The organism is Congregibacter sp. (assembly GCF_965662665.1).
Lineage (GTDB): Bacteria > Pseudomonadota > Gammaproteobacteria > Pseudomonadales > Halieaceae > Congregibacter.
On the sequence record NZ_CBFIIF010000034.1, the window covers coordinates 12,885 to 29,947 of the forward strand.

The window sequence follows — 17,063 nt, forward strand, 5'->3', positions numbered from 1 at the left end:
GTGATGCAGAAAGGCTACACGCTCAACGGGCGTCTCGTGCGCCCAGCCATGGTGATGGTCAGTAAAGCACCAGCTGAGGGCTAGCCGCCCGCAGCGAGTGAATAAACCACTGGGGAATCTTGCGCGGCCCTCTTGAAAAACGCCGGCAAGGACCCACATATAAAACAGATTACATAGCAACGGCTGCATCGCAGATCGCTGATGTTAGCTAGCCAGGAGAACTGAAATGGGCAAGATAATTGGTATTGACCTGGGAACCACGAATTCGTGCGTTTCTGTATTAGATGGCGGTCAGCCTCGCGTGATTGAAAACGCTGAGGGCGATCGCACGACGCCTTCGATTGTTGGCTACACCGACGACGGCGAGATTCTCGTCGGTCAGAGTGCCAAGCGTCAGGCGGTAACTAACCCGCACAACACGCTCTACGCCGTGAAGCGCCTTATTGGCCGCAAATTCACCGATGATGTCGTGCAAAAAGACATCTCTATGGTGCCTTACAAGATTGTTGCAGCGGACAACGGTGACGCTTGGGTAGAAGCCAAGGGCGAGAAAATGGCTCCCCCGCAGGTGTCTGCGGAAGTTCTGCGCAAGATGAAGAAAACCGCTGAGGAATTTCTTGGCGAGTCGGTCACCGAGGCCGTGATTACCGTACCTGCGTACTTTAATGATTCTCAGCGTCAGGCAACCAAGGACGCGGGCAAGATCGCGGGTCTGGACGTCAAGCGCATCATCAACGAGCCGACTGCCGCTGCGCTCGCTTACGGTATGGACAAAGCCAAAGGTGATCACACGATTGCGGTCTATGACCTGGGTGGCGGTACCTTTGATATCTCCATCATCGAGATTGCAGAAGTCGACGGCGAGCATCAGTTCGAAGTGCTGTCTACCAACGGGGATACCTTCCTGGGTGGTGAAGACTTTGATATGCGCCTCATCGAGTATCTTGCGGAGCAGTTTAAGAGCGAGAGCGGTATCGATCTGCACAACGATCCTCTGGCGCTTCAGCGTCTGAAGGAAGCTGCCGAGAAGGCCAAGATCGAGCTGTCACACTCCGAGCAGACCGAAGTGAATCTCCCGTACATCACTGCTGATGCCACCGGTCCCAAGCACCTGGTGGTGAAGTTGAGCCGCTCCAAGCTCGAGTCACTGGTAGAAGAGCTGGTTAACCGCTCCATGGAGCCGCTAAAGATGGCTCTGAAGGATGCGGATCTGTCTCCCAGCGAGATCGATGACGTCATCCTCGTAGGTGGCCAGACGCGTATGCCGATGGTTCAGCAAAAAGTTGCTGAGTTCTTTGGCAAGGATCCTCGCCGGGATGTGAACCCCGACGAAGCTGTCGCTATGGGCGCTTCTATTCAGGGTGCAGTACTGGCGGGTGACGTAAAAGACGTACTCCTTTTGGACGTGACTCCGCTGACCCTGGGTATCGAGACCATGGGTGGCGTAGCCACGCCGCTGATCGAGAAGAACACTACGATCCCGACCAAGAAGTCGCAGATCTTCTCTACCGCGGACGATAACCAGACGGCGGTAACGATTCATGTTGTCCAGGGCGAGCGTAAGCAAGCGACGGGTAACAAGTCTCTGGGACGTTTTGACCTGGCGGACATTCCTCCTGCACAGCGCGGCATGCCACAGATTGAAGTGACCTTTGATCTGGATGCGAACGGTATTCTGAACGTGTCTGCCAAAGACAAGGCGACCGGCAAAGAGCAGTCCATTCGTATCACGGCCTCTGGTGGTCTGTCGGATGATGAAATCGAAGCAATGGTTGCTGACGCTGAGGTGAACGCCGAAGCAGACAAGCAGTTCGAGGAACTGATTTCGTCGCGCAACACTTGCGAAGGTCTGGTTAACGCTGCCAAGAAGACTGTCGAAGAAGCGGGTGAGCATGCCTCCGATGAAGAGAAAGCTGCTATTGAAGCGGCTATTGCCGAAGCGGAAGAAGCCGTTAAGGGCGACGACAAGGACGCAATCGATGCAGCGGCTAACAAGCTGACTGAAGCGACGGGCCCTGTAGCGCAGAAGATGTATGCGGCTCAGGCCGAAGCTGCTCAGGCGGAAGCGGGTCCTGAGGCATCGGCGGATGCCGGTGACGACGCTGGCGCCGATGATGCAGTGGATGCTGAATTTGAAGAAGTCAGCGACGACAAGAAGTAAACTCGCGGTTTTGGTGATGCAGGGGCTACAGGCTTCTGCATTGCCGAATCGTTGATCGAATGTGACGCGGGACGTAAGGGCCCGCGTTGTCTGTTTAGGAAGGGGTGCGGCTTGACCGCAAAGTGATATGTCAAAACGCGACTACTATGAAGTGCTGGGCGTAAGCCGCAGCGACGACGAGAAGGATATTAAGAAAGCCTATCGCCGCGTCGCGATGAAATTTCATCCCGATCGTAACCCCGATGATCCCAAAGCCGACGAAAAGTTTAAGGAAGCATCTGAGGCCTACGAAGTCCTCAGCGATAGTCAAAAGCGCGCGGCTTACGATCAATATGGCCATGCTGGTCTGGAAGGTCAGATGGGCGGCGGCTTTGGTGGCGGCAGCGGCAATTTCTCAGACATCTTCGGCGATGTCTTTGGCGATATCTTCGGCGGAGGCGGCGGTGGTCGCGGCCACGGTGGTGCCCAGCGCGGCTCAGACCTGCGCTATACCCTGGATATTTCGCTCGAGGATGCGGTGCGTGGAACTACGGTAGAAATTCGCGTGCCGACCCTGGCGTCCTGTTCGACCTGTGATGGCAGCGGTGCTCGCAAGGGCAGCAGCCCTACGACCTGTGGCACCTGTGGTGGTGCCGGCCAGGTACGCATGCAGCAGGGATTCTTTCAGGTCCAACAGACTTGTCCCACTTGTCGCGGACGCGGCAGCACGATCTCTGACCCCTGCACCTCCTGTCGCGGCCAGGGACGTGTGGAAAAGACCAAGAAGCTCTCCGTCAAAGTACCCCCGGGTGTGGATACCGGCGATCGTATTCGTCTGGGTGGCGAGGGCGAAGCAGGTACCGAGGGCGGACCCGCTGGTGATCTGTTTGTGCAGATGTCGGTTAAGCAACACCCGATCTTTGAGCGCGATGGCAAACACCTGTATTGCGAGGTGCCTATTACCTTTGCAGATGCGGCTCTGGGTGGTGAGCTGGAAGTGCCAACTCTGGACGGCCGCGTGAAGCTGAAGATTCCCGCCGAGACGCAAACGGGCAAGTTGTTCCGACTCCGCGGTAAAGGCGTACAGCCGGTGCGCGGTGGCGGGGTGGGCGACCTGCTGTGTCGCGCTGTCCTGGAAACTCCGGTGAACTTGAACAAGCGACAAAAGGAACTGTTCGAAGAGCTGCAGGAAAGCATGGGCGAGAGCGGTCATGCTCACAGCCCCCGGCAGAAGAGCTGGTTTGATGGGGTGAAGCACTTCTTTGATGAGCTCAAGCCATGAGTATTCGCATTGCCATAGCGGGCGGGAATGGTCGCATGGGGCGTACGCTCATCGAGCTCATTGATGGTCATGAAGCCTTGTCAGTGGCTGCCGTTACTCTGGCGCAGGATGAAGTGGCTCCTGAGCCCGCGCCCGTAGCAGCAGATTTGTTTACCCACGATATAGGTACGGCGCTGGCTGAGGCCGACGTCCTTATCGACTTTACAACGCCGGCGACGAGCGTGATGCATGCCGAGGCCTGTGCAGAGGCGGGCGTTAGCTGGGTGCTGGGTACTACGGGCCTGGATGCCTCGCAGCAGGCAGCAGTGGCCTCGGCGGCTGAGAAGGTGGCGGTCTGTCAGTCTGCGAATTTTAGTACGGGCGTTAATCTGATGCTGCGTCTCGTCGAGCTGGCAACCCGTGCGTCGGATGATGATACGGACCTGGAAGTGATCGAGGCGCATCACCGTCATAAAGTGGATGCCCCTTCCGGGACGGCTTTAGCCATTGGTAAAGCTATGGCAGCGGGCCGAAATGTGGACCTGGACGATCAAGCGGTGTTTAGTCGCGAAGGTATCACCGGTGCGCGACCTGAGGGCAGTATCGGCTTTGCGACCATCCGCGGCGGCGATATTGTTGGCGATCACACGGCGCTTTTTGCCAGCGAGGGAGAGCTCCTTGAGATTACTCACCGGGCAGGAACGCGACTGGCTTTTGCACGCGGCGCCTGTCGCGCGGCCGCTTGGTTGAGAGAAAAGCCCGCGGGGCTCTACGATATGCAAGATGTTCTGCAGCTAAGAGATTAAGGAAGAACGATGATGGACGGGACGCTAGAGACGCCACTCACAGTCGTTAATATCGACGAGAGCAATGCGGCGCAGTACCTCATAGAAGAGTCTTCGCAGCGCCCTGTGGTCATCGATTTTTGGGCGGATTGGTGTGAACCCTGCAAAGTACTGATGCCGCTGCTGGAAAAGCTGGCGACGGAATATGCCGGCGCGTTTTTGTTGGCCAAGGTGAATGCCGACGATCAGCAAATGATTGCCCAGCAGTTTGGTGTGCGCAGTCTGCCGACGGTCATGGTTATGCGCGATGGGCAGCCCGTGGATGGCTTTGCCGGAGCGCAGTCAGAGCAGGCGGTGCGTGAAATGCTCGAGAAGCATCTGCCATCACCCTTTGACGCGGCGCTTCAGGAAGCCGGCGCGCTACTTCAGGCGGGTGATGCCGCAGCAGCGGTAACGATCCTGCGCACTGTCTACGAAGAGAGTGGTCGTCGTCACGATATCGCGATGACCCTGGTGCACGCGTTGATTGAGTCTAAGCGTCTTGATGATGCTCAGACGCTCCTCGATGCCGTACCCATGGTAGATCAGGATCCGTTGTACGAGCAGCTGGTCGCACAGCTGAGTCTTGCTCGGGAAGCCTCCCGCTCGCCCGAGCTGGTGAGCCTCGAAGAGCAGCTCAAGGCTGACCCGGAGAATCTGGATTTGCTGGAGCAAATTGCTGTGCATTACAGTGCGGCGGGGCAGTTTCGCGATGCGCTGGAGAGTTTGCTCTTTATTCTGCGCACGGACGTTAATCACAAAGATGGTGCGACTAAAAAGGCGCTTTTGGACACCATCGCGTCGCTCGGAAAAGGCGATCCACTGGCGGCCGAGTACCAGCGCAAACTGTTTAGCCTCCTGTACTAGCCATGTCATTGGCGCAGGGCTTTAGCAGGCTCTCCGCTCCCCTTTTGCTTATTCCTTTTCGGTGCTTCTCAGCCACCGCGTTATCACCTCTTAGAGGCTATGAAATAGCCGCGCTCCTCGCTTGTACCTAGCGATAAAGGGCGCTAGAGTACTCTTTCTAGGAAAAACATACTCCAGATTCAAAAAGTGCTGGTTGCTGTGCTTCGATTAAGACGAATCGATCACAGATCAGTGCGTACATTCCGGCCCGCAAGGCCCAGCAACAGGAGACAGAAACTGTGGATACCAGTTTTTCGCCCGAAGAGATCGCCTTCCGTGATGAGGTCCGCGCGTTCTTTGATGAGGCTTACACCGACGATCTGCGAGATCGCATGGCCGATAGCAAGCAGTACCGAGAAGCAATTGTTGAGTGGCAAAAGAAGCTCAACGCAAAGGGCTGGGTCGCCCAAGGCTGGCCTGTGGAGTACGGCGGAACGGGGTGGACCTCTACTCAAAAGTTTATCTATGACTCCGAACGCTCGGCCCGGGGTATTCGGGATGTAGTGCCCTTTGGTTTGAGCATGGTGGCGCCGGTTATCTACACCTTTGGTAACGAAGAGCAAAAAGCCCGATTCCTGCCGCGAATCCTCAACAGCGATGATTGGTGGTGTCAGGGGTACTCAGAGCCCGGCGCGGGTTCAGATCTGGCGTCACTCAAAACCAAAGCTGAGCTGGATGGCGATCACTATGTGGTCAATGGTGCGAAAATCTGGACTACCTACGCGCAGCACGCGGACTGGATTTTCTGTCTCGTGCGAACCAGCAACGAAGGTAAGCGACAGAACGGCATCAGCTTTTTGCTGATTGACATGAAGACCGAAGGAATCAAGGTTAATCCTATCGAGTCTATTGATAATCACCACAGCCTGAACGAAGTCGAATTCAACAATGTCCGTGTCCCAGTGGAGAACCTCATTGGTGAGCAGGATAAAGGCTGGACTTACGCCAAGGCACTGCTCGCTCACGAGCGCACAGGTATTGCCGGTGTTGCGGACTCCAAGCGTGCTCTGCGCGAGGTGCGCCAGCTGGCTGAGGGCGAGGTGAATGGCGGAAAAGCGCTCATCGATGATCCCCTGTTTCAAAAACGTCTCTCGGACATAGAACTTGAGTTGATGGCACTGGAGTTCACGGATCTGCGTGTTCTTGCGTCCGTCGCCTCGGGTGGCGCGCCAGGTGCAGAATCTTCACTGCTGAAGATTAAGGGCACTGAGATACAGCAGCAGGTGCAAGAACTGCGTATGGATGTGGCGGCGCACTACCAGGGTGTATTGCCTACAGAGTTGGACACGAATGTGATTGGCCACGACTTCGGTAGCGCAGCGCGACAGAGCTATATGTACGGTCGCGCAGCCACGGTTTACGGCGGCTCTAACGAGATCCAGAAAAACATTATTGCCAAGGCAGTTTTGGGCCTTTAAGGCTCAGAGCAGCGTCAGGAGATAAACAATGAATTTTGATTTTTCAGAAGAGCAAACAATGCTGCGCGATAGCGTCGCGCGTTTTGTGCAGGATGATTATGACTTTGATACCCGTCGCGGCATCGTAGCGACAGAAGAGGGTATGAGCCGAGCGGTCTGGCAGACCTTTGCCGAGCTGGGCTGGCTGAGCGTTCCCTTTGCGGAAGAGTACGGCGGCTTTGGCGGCGGTCCCGTGGACCTGATGGTCATGATGGAAGAGTTTGGTAAGGGCCTCATTGTTGAGCCTTACTTTGCGACTGTGGTGATGTTTGGCGGGCTCCTTAACGCCGCGGGTAGCGAGGCTCAAAAGGCCGAGTACATCCCCGGCATTATCGAAGGTAGCCGTTTGGGCGCGTTTGCGTACCTTGAGCGTCAGGGGCGTTACGAGCTTGCCGACGTGCTGACAACAGCCACGGCAAATGATGGCGGATTTGTGCTCAACGGCGAGAAGGTGGTGGTCAGCAATGGCATGAACGCCGACACGCTGATTGTTGCTGCGCGCACCTCCGGTGAGCAGTTTGATCGCAATGGCATCAGCCTGTTTGTTGTCGACGCTACCGCTCACGGGGTTGAGCGCGTGAGCTACCGACTCATGGATGGGCAAAACGTGGCTAACATCACTTTTAAAGATGTTAGCGTCGGTGCAGACGCCCTGTTGGGACAGCTGGATGGCGGTTATGCGGCCATAGATCAGGTTGTACAGGAAGGCATTGTCGCGCTGTGTGGCGAGGCTGTGGGTCTCATGGGCCAGCTAAATAGCAAGACCCTGGAGTACACCAAGACCCGCGAGCAGTTTGGCGTGGTTATCAGTAGCTTTCAGGCCCTGCAGCACCGCATGGTCGACACCTTTATGTCCTACGAGCAGGCTAAGTCCATGCTCTATCGCGCTGTTTGCGCATTAGAGAACGGTGACGCAGATTTACGCCGGGAGCTTCACGCTCTCAAGGTGATGACGCACAAGTGCGGCAAGCACATCTTTGAAGAGGCTATTCAGCTACACGGTGGTATGGGTCTTACGGACGAGTTGGACATTGCGCATTACGCCAAGCGACTGATGATGATCAATGCGACCTTCGGTGATCGTGATCACCACCAGACGCAGTTCAATGCGCTGAGCTACGGGTCGAAGGCGACTGATAACGTTGCCAGCATGAGCGATGCCGCTTAAGGCTTAAGTGTTTTAGAGGCCCCCAATAGGGGGCCTTTTTGTATCTGGAGATCCCAAAATGAACGTGAGTGGAAAGATAGTCGTCGTTACCGGTGGTGGTAACGGTATAGGAAAAGGACTGTGTGAGCGTTTTGCGGCCGAAGGCGCTGCACAGGTCGTTGTAGTCGATTTGGAGCTGGACTCCGCGCAGGCAGTTGCCGAGGCGATCGGTGGAACGGCCTACGAAGTGAATGTTCGAGACGAAGCGCAGATCGCGTCGATGGTAGATGACGTCATCGCAAAGTTTGGGCACATTGATCTGTTTTGCTCTAACGCGGGCATCATCGCGCTGGACGGTCCTCCCTGGTATGCCACCTCAGCGTCTAACGATACCTGGCAGGCTATGTGGGACATCCACGTGATGAGCCATGTGTTCGCCGCGCGTGCCTGCTTGCCATCGATGATCGAGCGGGGAGAGGGCTACTTTCTGAATACAGCCTCTGCTGCGGGTCTTTTGAGTCAGGTTGGCGATGCCGCTTACTCCACCACCAAGCACGCTGCTATTGGCTTTGCTGAGTCTTTGGCGATTACCCACGGGGATGATGGGATCAAGGTGTCCTGTTTGTGCCCTCAGGCGGTTGCTACGCGTATGATTGGTGACAGTGAGGGCGGTACGGCAGGCGTAGACGGAATCCTCACGCCGGCGGATGTTGCGGAGGCCGTCGTGCAGGGGATTACAGAGGAGCGCTTCCTGATTTTGCCGCATCCAGAAGTGGCTACCTATCGCGAGCGCAAAACAGCAGACTACGATCGATGGATTGGCGGCATGCGTAAATTGCGTCGCCAGTTTGGTAATCCCGAGGTCTAATCCTTTGGGGCTTTGAGTAAACCGGGGGCAGCGTGGAACGACGCGAGCGATTTGCGCGAATCATTCTCAACGGCTTTGAGTCGTATTTTGCGGATTATCAGAACATTACCCTGGGTGCCCGGTCACGTTTTGAAAACGCGGACTGGCTAGGCATTCACTCAGCGACTACTCAGCGTATTGATCTGTACAAGCTGAAAGTCAATTTTGTGCTCGATACCGTGGAGTTGGTGGCCGGGCAGGAGTTACGTAATCTCGAGTTTTGGCGAGATACCCGCAAGATTTATGCGCGACTCATTCGCAATCACAATAACTTTGAGATTGCAGAGACATTTTATAACTCCGTTTACAACGCTGTTTTTGAGCACGAGCGGGTGCGTAATGACTACGCCTTCGTGTTCTCCTCGCAAGGCGACATACCCCTGTCAGACAGCAGTCCTGTTCTGCGCTACTACTCGGTGGAGCAGTCACTTAAGGATTCTCTCGAAGAGCTCCTTGCGGACTACTGCTTCAGCATTCCCTACGAGGATTTGTCCCGAGATGTCGACCGACTCGTGGAGGCTTTTGAAGAGGAGTTGATGCTGGTCTCTGGTATCGACTTAAACAAAAGCGATCTGCGTTTGGAAGTGCTGTCTAATCACTTTTATCGCAATAAGGGTGCTTACATCGTAGGCCGAATTCTTTCTGGCCAGGACAGCATGCCCTTCGTTTTTCCGATCTTGCATAACGAAGCCGGCGGGGTGTACGTCGACACGGTTTTGTTTGGTTCGAATCGCGTCAGTGTCGTGTTCAGTTTTACACGCACCTACTTTATGGTGGATGCGACCATACCGTCGCAGTACGTTTTGTTTCTTGCCAAGCTCATGCCCGCCAAGCCCATCTCCGAGATATACAGCTCCATGGGTTACAACAAGCACGGTAAGACCTACTACCATCGGTCGGCAGTGCGACATATGGAATCCACCACTGATAAGTTCATCATCGCCCCGGGAATCAAAGGGATGGTGATGAGCGTGTTCACGCTGCCTTCGTACCCGTTTGTATTTAAGATCATTAAGGATCGCTTTACCCCGCCAAAAGAAGTCACCCATGAGGAGGTGAAGTCCAAGTATCGTTTGGTGAAGCGGGCCGACAGAGCCGGGCGCATGGCCGATACGCAGGAGTTTACAAACCTGGCGTTTGCGCGAGATCGTTTTTCCGAGGAGCTGATTGAAGAACTCAAACAGGTCGCTCCCTCCCAGATACAGGAGAATGGCAAAGCCTTAATTATTGGGCACCTGTACGTTGAGCGACGTATGACACCTCTGAACTTGTATCTTCAGGATGCGACAGATCAGGAGGTTGAGGCGGTGATGGATGAGTACGGAAACTCCATCAAACAACTGGCTGCAGCGAATATCTTCCCGGGGGACATGCTGCTGAAGAACTTTGGCGTCACTCGCCATGGTCGCGTGGTTTTTTATGACTACGATGAGATTGTGCCTCTGACGGACTGCAAGTTTCGGATAATCCCAGAGCCTCGAAACGAGATGGAAGAAATGGCTAGCCAGCCCTGGTACTCCGTCGGACCCAATGACATTTTTCCCGAGGAGTTTCGCTTGTTCTTCTCGGGGAATCAGCGCGCCCGCAAGGCGTTTGACGAAAAGCACTCGGATATCTACGAGGCGAGTTTTTGGCAGTCGTTGCAAGAGCAGATACGAAGCGGCTATGTCGAGTCCTTTTATCCCTATCGGAGGAAACTACGTTTTCCCCGAGAAGAAGAACCCTCTTTGCTTGGAAATTCCTAATGGCCACTATTTACCTTATTCGTCACGGACAGGCGTCCTTTGGCGCAGAGAACTACGACGAGCTTTCGCCCCTGGGCCGCTTGCAGGCAACGCTTACGGGCGAGTATCTGGCGCGCACCGGCGTAGTTTTTGATGCCGCTTATTGCGGCCCCCTGGAGCGTCAAAAAGATACGGCCGCATTGGCGCTGGCTGGACAGGCTGCGGTGGTCCCGCTGATAGAAGACCAGCGTCTGGAAGAAGTGCGCAATGACGAGCATCTGGAATATCTGCTGCCCAAGGTCTTGGAAACCCGCCCCGAGATCAAAGCCGTTGTCGACCAGGGACTGGATTCGAGCAAACGTTTCCAAAAAGTGATTGAGGCGGTGTTCAACTACTGGGTTTCTCCTGAGTGCGATGAACCGGCTATTCAAAGCTGGGCGGAATATTCCGAGGGCGTGCACAGCATGCTTCGCGACATCATCACAAATCAGGGCGGCGGTAAGACCATCGGGGTATTTACCTCTGGTGGGACCATAGCAGCGCTCACCGCGGCGGTGCTGAAGCTCCCCGGTTCAGCGACCTATCAGTTTTATGAGCCGGTGTTTAATTGCTCGGTGACGCAGCTTTTTTACAGTTCAGATAGGGTGTCCCTGTCCTACTTCAACGATTGTTCGTTTCTTCGTGAACTCTCTGTGGCTCGAGGAGAAAAGCTGGTCACCTATCGATGAGCGCGCCGCGACTGATTTATCTGGTTAGGCATGGCGAGGCTGCGGCAAGTTGGGGGCGGAGTCCTGATCCTGGTTTATCGGAGTTGGGTCATGCCCAGGCAAAAGAGGCTGCGGCACAATTAGAGTCTCAGCTTCCTGCGTCGGACGTGACCCTGATAAGCAGCCCTCTGCAGCGCGCACAGGAAACCGCAACACCTTTGGCCAGTGCTTTGGGTCTTTCCGTATCGATTGATGACCGTTTTCGAGAGATACCATCACCTGTGCCTCTCGCGGAGCGACAGGACTGGCTACGCGGATTTATGCGTCAACAGTGGCATGAGCAGCAAGCTGAACTGCAGGTCTGGCGCGAGAACATCGTGCGGGCTGTAGAAGAGCTGCCTGGTTCCACTGTGGTTTTTTCGCATTTTCTAGTGATCAATGCGCTGGTGGGCTGGTATCAAAAACGCGAAGAGACGCTGGTGTTCTGGCCAGACAACGCGTCGGTCACAGTTCTGGAAGCTGGCTCTTCGGGCGTGAGCGTCAAGTCCCTGGGTGATCAAATGTCCACGGTTGTTAATTGAGGCAAGGTAACTGAGGCGAGTTAACTGGCTGTTGGGCCAAGCGAGTCTCAGGGAGAGCTGGGTCGCAAGCGGATCAATGACTCCTGCGCTGTAGAGGCGATGAGCCGGCCGTCCCGACTAAAGAACTGCCCGCGACTAAAGCCGCGTCCACCTCCGGCGTTGGGGCTGTCCATGCTGTACAGCAGGTAATCATCTGCTCGTCCCGGGCGATGGAACCAGATTGCATGATCAAGGCTCGCCGCTTGAATTTTCTTGCTCGCCGCGGTGTAAGGGTGCGGTAGCAGCGCTGCTCCCAGGAGTGAAAAGTCAGAGATAAAAGCGATGAGTGTCTGGTGGCGGTTTGGGTCGTCACCGATGTCGCCAGGTACTCTGAACCAGGTGTGAGAGATGGGGTCTTCTGGTTGCGGTGACGCATAGTCGCGGCGCTTTATAACTCTGCGCTCCACCGCTTGCGAGAAGGGTGCGTCAAATCGGTCGGGGTGCTTTCTTGCCATCTCCGTCCAGTAATCGAAGTCATTTTGCAGTCCCTCGGGAGGCTCTACCTCGGGCATCTGTGCTTCGTGGTTCAAACCCTCCTCGATTTCCTGGTAAGACACGGAGGTGATGAAAATTGGCTTGCCATCCTGTTTGGCAACAACCCGTCGTGTAGCAAAGCTTCTCCCGTCGCGTGTCGGGTCTACTTCGAAGACGATTTGCTTGGCGGGATTGCCGGGACGAAGAAAGTGCGCGTGCATGGAGTGAGCGACTCGACCATCGCCGATAGAGCGATTAGCCGCGTTAAGACTTTGGGCCAGTACCTGTCCTCCAAAAATACGCCGGGGACGTTCTGGGCTGCTCCCGGTGAACAGATAGGTGTCGATGCGTTTGACTTCCAGATGATTCAGCAGGTCTGACAATAGGTCACTCATGAGTTGTTCTCTCGAGCGGACTTCCTTGGTAGAAGTCCGTTGTAAAAAACATCAAAGTATTCAATGGCAGCGCTGTCGAGATCGCTAATAGCGCGCCAAAGACTGATATCCATGGAGGCGTTGATGGCTCCGGCCATTAACCGCCGCGCAAGAAGCGAGTTCACGTCACGGATACTGCCGTCGAGTTTTCCCTCGGCAATAAGCGTATCGAAACGGCTATCGGCATCTTCGGTGGCCAATAGGATTTCTTTTCGGCGCGCCTTTGGGAGCGCTGTGATCGTGTTGTAACGAATCAGCGGCCCCGTATCTGAGTTTTGCGCATGAAACACCCGGCGGGCAGTTTCGTCGAGCTTTTCTAATCCGGTGCCATCTGCGCGCATTGCCTGAGAATCAATGCGCTGCACCATGGCTATGGAACGCTGATAGCAGGCAAATAGCAGGTCTTCTTTGTTACGAATGTGATAATAAAAAGCGCCTTTGGAAACGTTAAGATGCTCCGCGATTTCATCAAGGGACGCGCCATTGAAGCCCTTGCGATTGAAGAACCAGGTGCCGGCTTTGTAAAACGCTTCCTGTTTTTGACGATGCTGCTCTTCGCGGTCAAAGCCCTGGGCAGGGCGGTCTCCATCGGAACTCATGACAAGAGGGCGAGAGATGTACTCGTCATCCTTAGCCGAGAGGCCGTGAAGAATGATGTCCCATGCCGCATCCGCAGCGTCGAGAACCTCGTCGCGATTGAGCTGATGTAGCCAATGAAATACCCAGTCCGTCGCACCAATGATCGCGCGGGTTGCCGATGTGGTTTCTATGCCCCGTGCCTCGCCAGATTCCACGGCCTCCCGCAGATAGCCCCGAAGCCGTTTGAACATGGCAATGTATTCAGTCTCGATGGCTTTACGGTGCTGGGGTTTGAGGGATGCTATCTCCAGCGGCGCCGCAATGTGGACGTCATCTTTGGTTTGGGCGCTAAGCCAGCCTTCGAACTGGCTCTTAAAAAAATCTCCGGCGCGTTCTAGAGGCGACAGAGAGGCTTTATCGAGAGCGTCCATGATGGCGTGCTGTCGCTGCATGGTGACTTCGTAGCACTGAAAGATGAGCTCTTCTTTGGTTCGGACGTAGTAATAGAGGCTGGTCTTGGTAAGGCCGAGTTCGCGAGCGACATCCTGAAGCGTCGTCGCTCGGGATCCTTTGCTATTAAAAAGTCGAGCCGCTTCCGAGAGGATAGCAATGCGCTTGGCGTCATGCTGCGCCTTTCTATTGAATGGAGAAGTGCTGTTTGTGCTGCTGGTACTCGTCATTCAGAGGGCACTTATTTCTCTTGGCATACTGCAAGGTTGGAATTTCCAACTTTAAGTATTTTTACCGCCTCTGTCTACGAATCTCTTAGCCGAGCGCTGCACATTCCTGATGTCCAGGGCAGCTAACGATGTGATCGTTGACCATGCCTGTGGCTTGCATATGGGCATAAATGATCGTTGGTCCTACAAAGGTAAAACCGCGTTTTTTCATATCTTTACTGATCTTTTCGGACAGGGGTGTATATGCCGGGATGTCTGACATCCCGCGCCAGCTGTTCTGCAGCGGCTTGCCGTCCACGAAACCCCATAGGTAGTCGAGGAGGGTGGTCCCTTGCTCATAGAGCTTGAGTGTCGCCAGGGCGTTTTTGCGCGCTCCGTAGACTTTGAGTTTGTTGCGGATAATACGCGCGTCCTGGAGTTTTTTGTCTAGGTCGGCGTCGCTATAACTGGCGACTTTGTGAACATCAAAGTTGTCGAAGAGCGCCCGATAACCGTCGCGTTTGCGCAGAATCGTGATCCAGCTTAGGCCCGCCTGAGCGCCCTCGAGCATGAGGAACTCAAACATCAGATGTTCGTCCCTAAGTGGAACACCCCACTCATTATCGTGATAGCTCATGTAGAGGGGATCGTCCCCGCACCAATCGCAGCGTTGCATGTTGACTCTCCGAGTTTGCGTCGCGAACGATGACTGTGCACTAACGCTATGCAAGAATGCCAAAAACAGGAGCTTAGCATGAGCCAAAGTATTCGATATGCGGTGAACGGCAGTGTGGGCACCCTTTGCATCGACCAGGAACAGCGGCACAACTCTCTCGGTGCAGTAGAGTTGCAGGGTATCGGTGAGGTGTTAGATCTCATCGAAACGGACCCCGAGGTGCGAGTGTTGATAGTGACGGGCGCCGGCGAAAAGACATTCTGTGCCGGCGCCTCCCTTGATGACCTTAACAGCGGTGTTCTAAAACCCGATGCCTTTCAAAGTGTCATGCACCGTCTGGCTACCTTGGCCATACCCACGCTGGCACGCGTCAATGGCAACGTGTTTGGCGGTGGCACAGAGTTGGCGTTGAGCTGTGACTTTAGGGTAGGGGTGGTGGGTACGCGATTGCGCGTGCCAGCGGCGGCGTTTGGTTTGTGCTATCCGCCCGCGGGTATCTCATTGTTTGTCGAAAAATTGGGAGCCAATGTTGCACGGCGGATGCTGGTCGCAGCAGAGGCAATGGATGCCGTGGAGGCTTACAGAATCGGCTTTTATGATTACATCGTTGCGCAAGAAGAGCTCGATGAGCGTGTAGAAGAGCTCGCGTTGCACATCGCTGGATTGGCGCCCCTTGCTACCAGGGCCATGAAAGAGCTGATTGCGCAAGCAGGGCGCGGATCGATCGACATCTCGCGGGCAACTGAGTTGTCGCGCCTGTGCGAGGAGTCAGATGATTTGCAGGAAGGCTTTGCCGCACAGCGTGAGAAGCGTATGCCCGAATTCTCCGGGAAGTGAATTCAGAACGAGGAACTATTGTCGCCCGGGAAGAGTAGTTTGATGCTGAGCGTGTTGCCGGCATCATAGTCTTCGGAAAGTTCTCCGCCGCCGGTCTCTATTAGATGGAATGTAAGTGGAAGCAGGCGCTCGAGGGTGTCGCTGTTGCTGTCTTTGAGACCGCTGTCTTCGATACGCAGCTCGTAACGTAACTCGCCGGTGTTAGTCACTAGAGGAGAATCCAGGGTGATGTAAACCATGGGATCGATACTGCTATTGAATGTTCTGCCGGTAGTCGCCAGCTCTAACGATTCCTGTATGACCAGGCTGATGTAGATCGCCTGATCCATGCGGATAGGGTCTTTACAGACGTCGTTGGTAATGATGGCGCGCGAGGCGAGCTCATTGGATTGGGCAAGTCGAGCGGCTATCTCATTTGTTACAGCATGGAGGTCTGTTCGCTCCTCACTCGTTGTTCTGTTTGTGAGTGTTTGTAGGCTGCGTAGTGTGAAGATTTTGTTGGCAACTGCCGAAGCCATTGGGCTCTCTGCGGAACCTGCAAATTGGGCAGCAAGAGCGGTCTCGATTACGTCCAGCAGCTTATTCGCAGCAGGTGTACGTCGCAGGAGGAGAACCTCGTTTGCTTCTCTCTGAGCCTGGTAGTCATCCTCAAGTCGCGCAAATGCTGCACTGCCTTCTTCCGCAAGTTTGAGTCTTTCTTTGCGCGCGATGTTGCGATCGTTCAGACCTTTGAGATACAGAAACGCAGCCAGACCCAGAACGAGGTAGCTGAGGAAAGCCCACCAGGTTAAATAGGCAGGAGGAAGTACCTTAATGGGCAGGCTAATCTCATTGTCGCTCCAAACCCCCGCGGAATTAGCGCCTCTCGCTCGAAAAGTGTAGTTGCCGGGAGCGAGGTTTTGGTAAGTCGCAACGTTGACGCTACCGGTGTCTTGCCAGTCGGTATCGAAGCCTTCTAGTTTGTGTTGGTATTCGTTCACTCGGCTGAGTAGTATTTGGCCCTCGTCGTACTCTATATGTATTTTCTTGTGGAGTCCCTCAACCCTCAGTGTTTGATTCACCTGTCTCAAAGCCGGCGCGTTTAACCAGTCTCGATCGTCTACCCGAATCTTTGTCAGCACAACGGAACCTGAGACATTCAGTGGGTAATCGTTTGGCCTGCGAATACTTATTAGTCCACCAGTGCCTCCGAAATATATGTTGCCATTTGTATCGGTGTGAGACGCCCCGTAGTCGGCAGCAATAGCGTCGACGCCAATTGTTCTTATCTCTAATCGAAAGACACCATCTTCATGGCGTAACCAGAGTCCGCTACTTGTGGCGACCCAGGCTCGATGGAGTGAATCGATTTCAAGCGCAAAAGCAGTTTCACCCACTGCAGTCGACCAAACAGCTCTCGGCTGTTCGGTTGCCAGAACCTCTCTCTCTTCGAAATGAGAAACCTTTCCTCCCGGAGTCGCAAAGTACAACGATGAGGTATCGCTGCTCATCGCCCATGGGCTTCTGAGAAATGCTTTTTCGATCAGTTTGTAAGGGACTCCAGTGGATAATGCCTTGATCGCACTCACAGGAACGGCCCGGGTTTTCTCTAAGTCTAGGAACCAAGCATAACTATCGGATACTTCCACCGCTGAAAGTTTTGATCCACGACTTTCTGTGTCAAAGAGTTCCTTAGCCGATAACTCTCCTTCTGACATTGATGCGTAAAAAG

Annotated in this window: 16 protein-coding genes; 12 read left to right on the plus strand and 4 right to left on the minus strand. The window is 54.7% G+C overall.

All coding sequences use genetic code 11. From position 1 onward, the window contains the following. The 11 genes from grpE to ACTG39_RS12245 form a co-directional block, all read left to right on the plus strand. Positions 1-84 (plus strand): nucleotide exchange factor GrpE (grpE, locus tag ACTG39_RS12195; RefSeq protein ID WP_439107854.1); only part of this gene is annotated, 84 nt, incomplete at its 5' end. Positions 85-226: 142 nt separating this feature from the next. After that, positions 227-2,161 carry a molecular chaperone DnaK gene (gene dnaK, locus ACTG39_RS12200; protein ID WP_439107838.1) on the plus strand — a complete coding sequence of 645 codons (1,935 nt, stop codon included), beginning with the start codon at positions 227-229 and terminating at the stop codon, positions 2,159-2,161. Positions 2,162-2,288: 127 nt separating this feature from the next. Further along, positions 2,289-3,422, plus strand: a complete 1,134-nt coding sequence (gene dnaJ, locus ACTG39_RS12205; protein ID WP_439107839.1) for a molecular chaperone DnaJ — start codon at positions 2,289-2,291, stop codon at positions 3,420-3,422. Continuing rightward, the gene (gene dapB / locus ACTG39_RS12210) at positions 3,419-4,207 is read left to right on the plus strand and encodes a 4-hydroxy-tetrahydrodipicolinate reductase (protein WP_439107840.1); all 789 of its coding nucleotides are present in this window, start codon (positions 3,419-3,421) and stop codon (positions 4,205-4,207) included. Before dnaJ ends, dapB begins: the two co-directional genes overlap by 4 nt. Before the next feature lie 9 nt (positions 4,208-4,216). After that, on the plus strand, positions 4,217-5,092 hold the full coding sequence (gene trxA, locus ACTG39_RS12215; RefSeq protein ID WP_439107841.1) for a thioredoxin: 876 nt from the start codon (positions 4,217-4,219) through the stop codon (positions 5,090-5,092). Positions 5,093-5,370: 278 nt separating this feature from the next. Beyond that, positions 5,371-6,549, plus strand: a complete 1,179-nt coding sequence (locus ACTG39_RS12220; protein WP_439107842.1) for an acyl-CoA dehydrogenase family protein — start codon at positions 5,371-5,373, stop codon at positions 6,547-6,549. Between the two features lie 28 nt (positions 6,550-6,577). Continuing rightward, positions 6,578-7,756 carry an acyl-CoA dehydrogenase family protein gene (locus ACTG39_RS12225; protein ID WP_439107843.1) on the plus strand — a complete coding sequence of 393 codons (1,179 nt, stop codon included), beginning with the start codon at positions 6,578-6,580 and terminating at the stop codon, positions 7,754-7,756. Positions 7,757-7,814: 58 nt separating this feature from the next. Continuing rightward, positions 7,815-8,603, plus strand: a complete 789-nt coding sequence (locus tag ACTG39_RS12230) for an SDR family oxidoreductase (RefSeq protein WP_439107844.1) — start codon at positions 7,815-7,817, stop codon at positions 8,601-8,603. A 32-nt stretch (positions 8,604-8,635) separates the two neighbouring features. After that, complete coding sequence (gene aceK, locus ACTG39_RS12235; RefSeq protein ID WP_439107845.1) at positions 8,636-10,387, plus strand: bifunctional isocitrate dehydrogenase kinase/phosphatase; 1,752 nt, start codon at positions 8,636-8,638, stop codon at positions 10,385-10,387. Further along, positions 10,387-11,094: a histidine phosphatase family protein gene (locus ACTG39_RS12240; protein ID WP_439107846.1), complete on the plus strand. Its 708-nt coding sequence runs from the start codon at positions 10,387-10,389 to the stop codon at positions 11,092-11,094. The genes aceK and ACTG39_RS12240 overlap by 1 nt, the downstream gene beginning before the upstream one ends. After that, a complete protein-coding gene (locus ACTG39_RS12245; protein ID WP_439107847.1) occupies positions 11,091-11,654 on the plus strand; it encodes a histidine phosphatase family protein in 564 nt (187 codons plus the stop codon). Before ACTG39_RS12240 ends, ACTG39_RS12245 begins: the two co-directional genes overlap by 4 nt. A gap of 47 nt (positions 11,655-11,701) precedes the next feature. On the opposite strand, the gene ACTG39_RS12250 is transcribed toward ACTG39_RS12245, so the two are convergent. The 3 genes from ACTG39_RS12250 to ACTG39_RS12260 all read right to left on the minus strand — a co-directional run bounded on the left by ACTG39_RS12250 (position 11,702) and on the right by ACTG39_RS12260 (position 14,515). After that, a complete protein-coding gene (locus ACTG39_RS12250; RefSeq protein WP_439107848.1) occupies positions 11,702-12,562 on the minus strand; it encodes an acyl-CoA thioesterase in 861 nt (286 codons plus the stop codon). After that, entirely contained in the window at positions 12,559-13,860 is a 1,302-nt protein-coding gene (locus ACTG39_RS12255; protein WP_439107849.1) for a TetR/AcrR family transcriptional regulator, read from the minus strand. The genes ACTG39_RS12250 and ACTG39_RS12255 overlap by 4 nt, the downstream gene beginning before the upstream one ends. A gap of 85 nt (positions 13,861-13,945) precedes the next feature. Then, a complete protein-coding gene (locus tag ACTG39_RS12260) occupies positions 13,946-14,515 on the minus strand; it encodes a DNA-3-methyladenine glycosylase I (protein ID WP_439107851.1) in 570 nt (189 codons plus the stop codon). 78 nt (positions 14,516-14,593) lie between these two features. Here ACTG39_RS12260 and ACTG39_RS12265 point away from each other — a divergent pair, with 78 nt between their 5' ends. Beyond that, on the plus strand, positions 14,594-15,352 hold the full coding sequence (locus ACTG39_RS12265) for an enoyl-CoA hydratase/isomerase family protein (RefSeq protein WP_439107852.1): 759 nt from the start codon (positions 14,594-14,596) through the stop codon (positions 15,350-15,352). A 2-nt stretch (positions 15,353-15,354) separates the two neighbouring features. Here the strand turns inward: ACTG39_RS12265 and ACTG39_RS12270 are convergent. Beyond that, positions 15,355-17,063 (minus strand): triple tyrosine motif-containing protein (locus tag ACTG39_RS12270; RefSeq protein ID WP_439107853.1); only part of this gene is annotated, 1,709 nt, incomplete at its 5' end.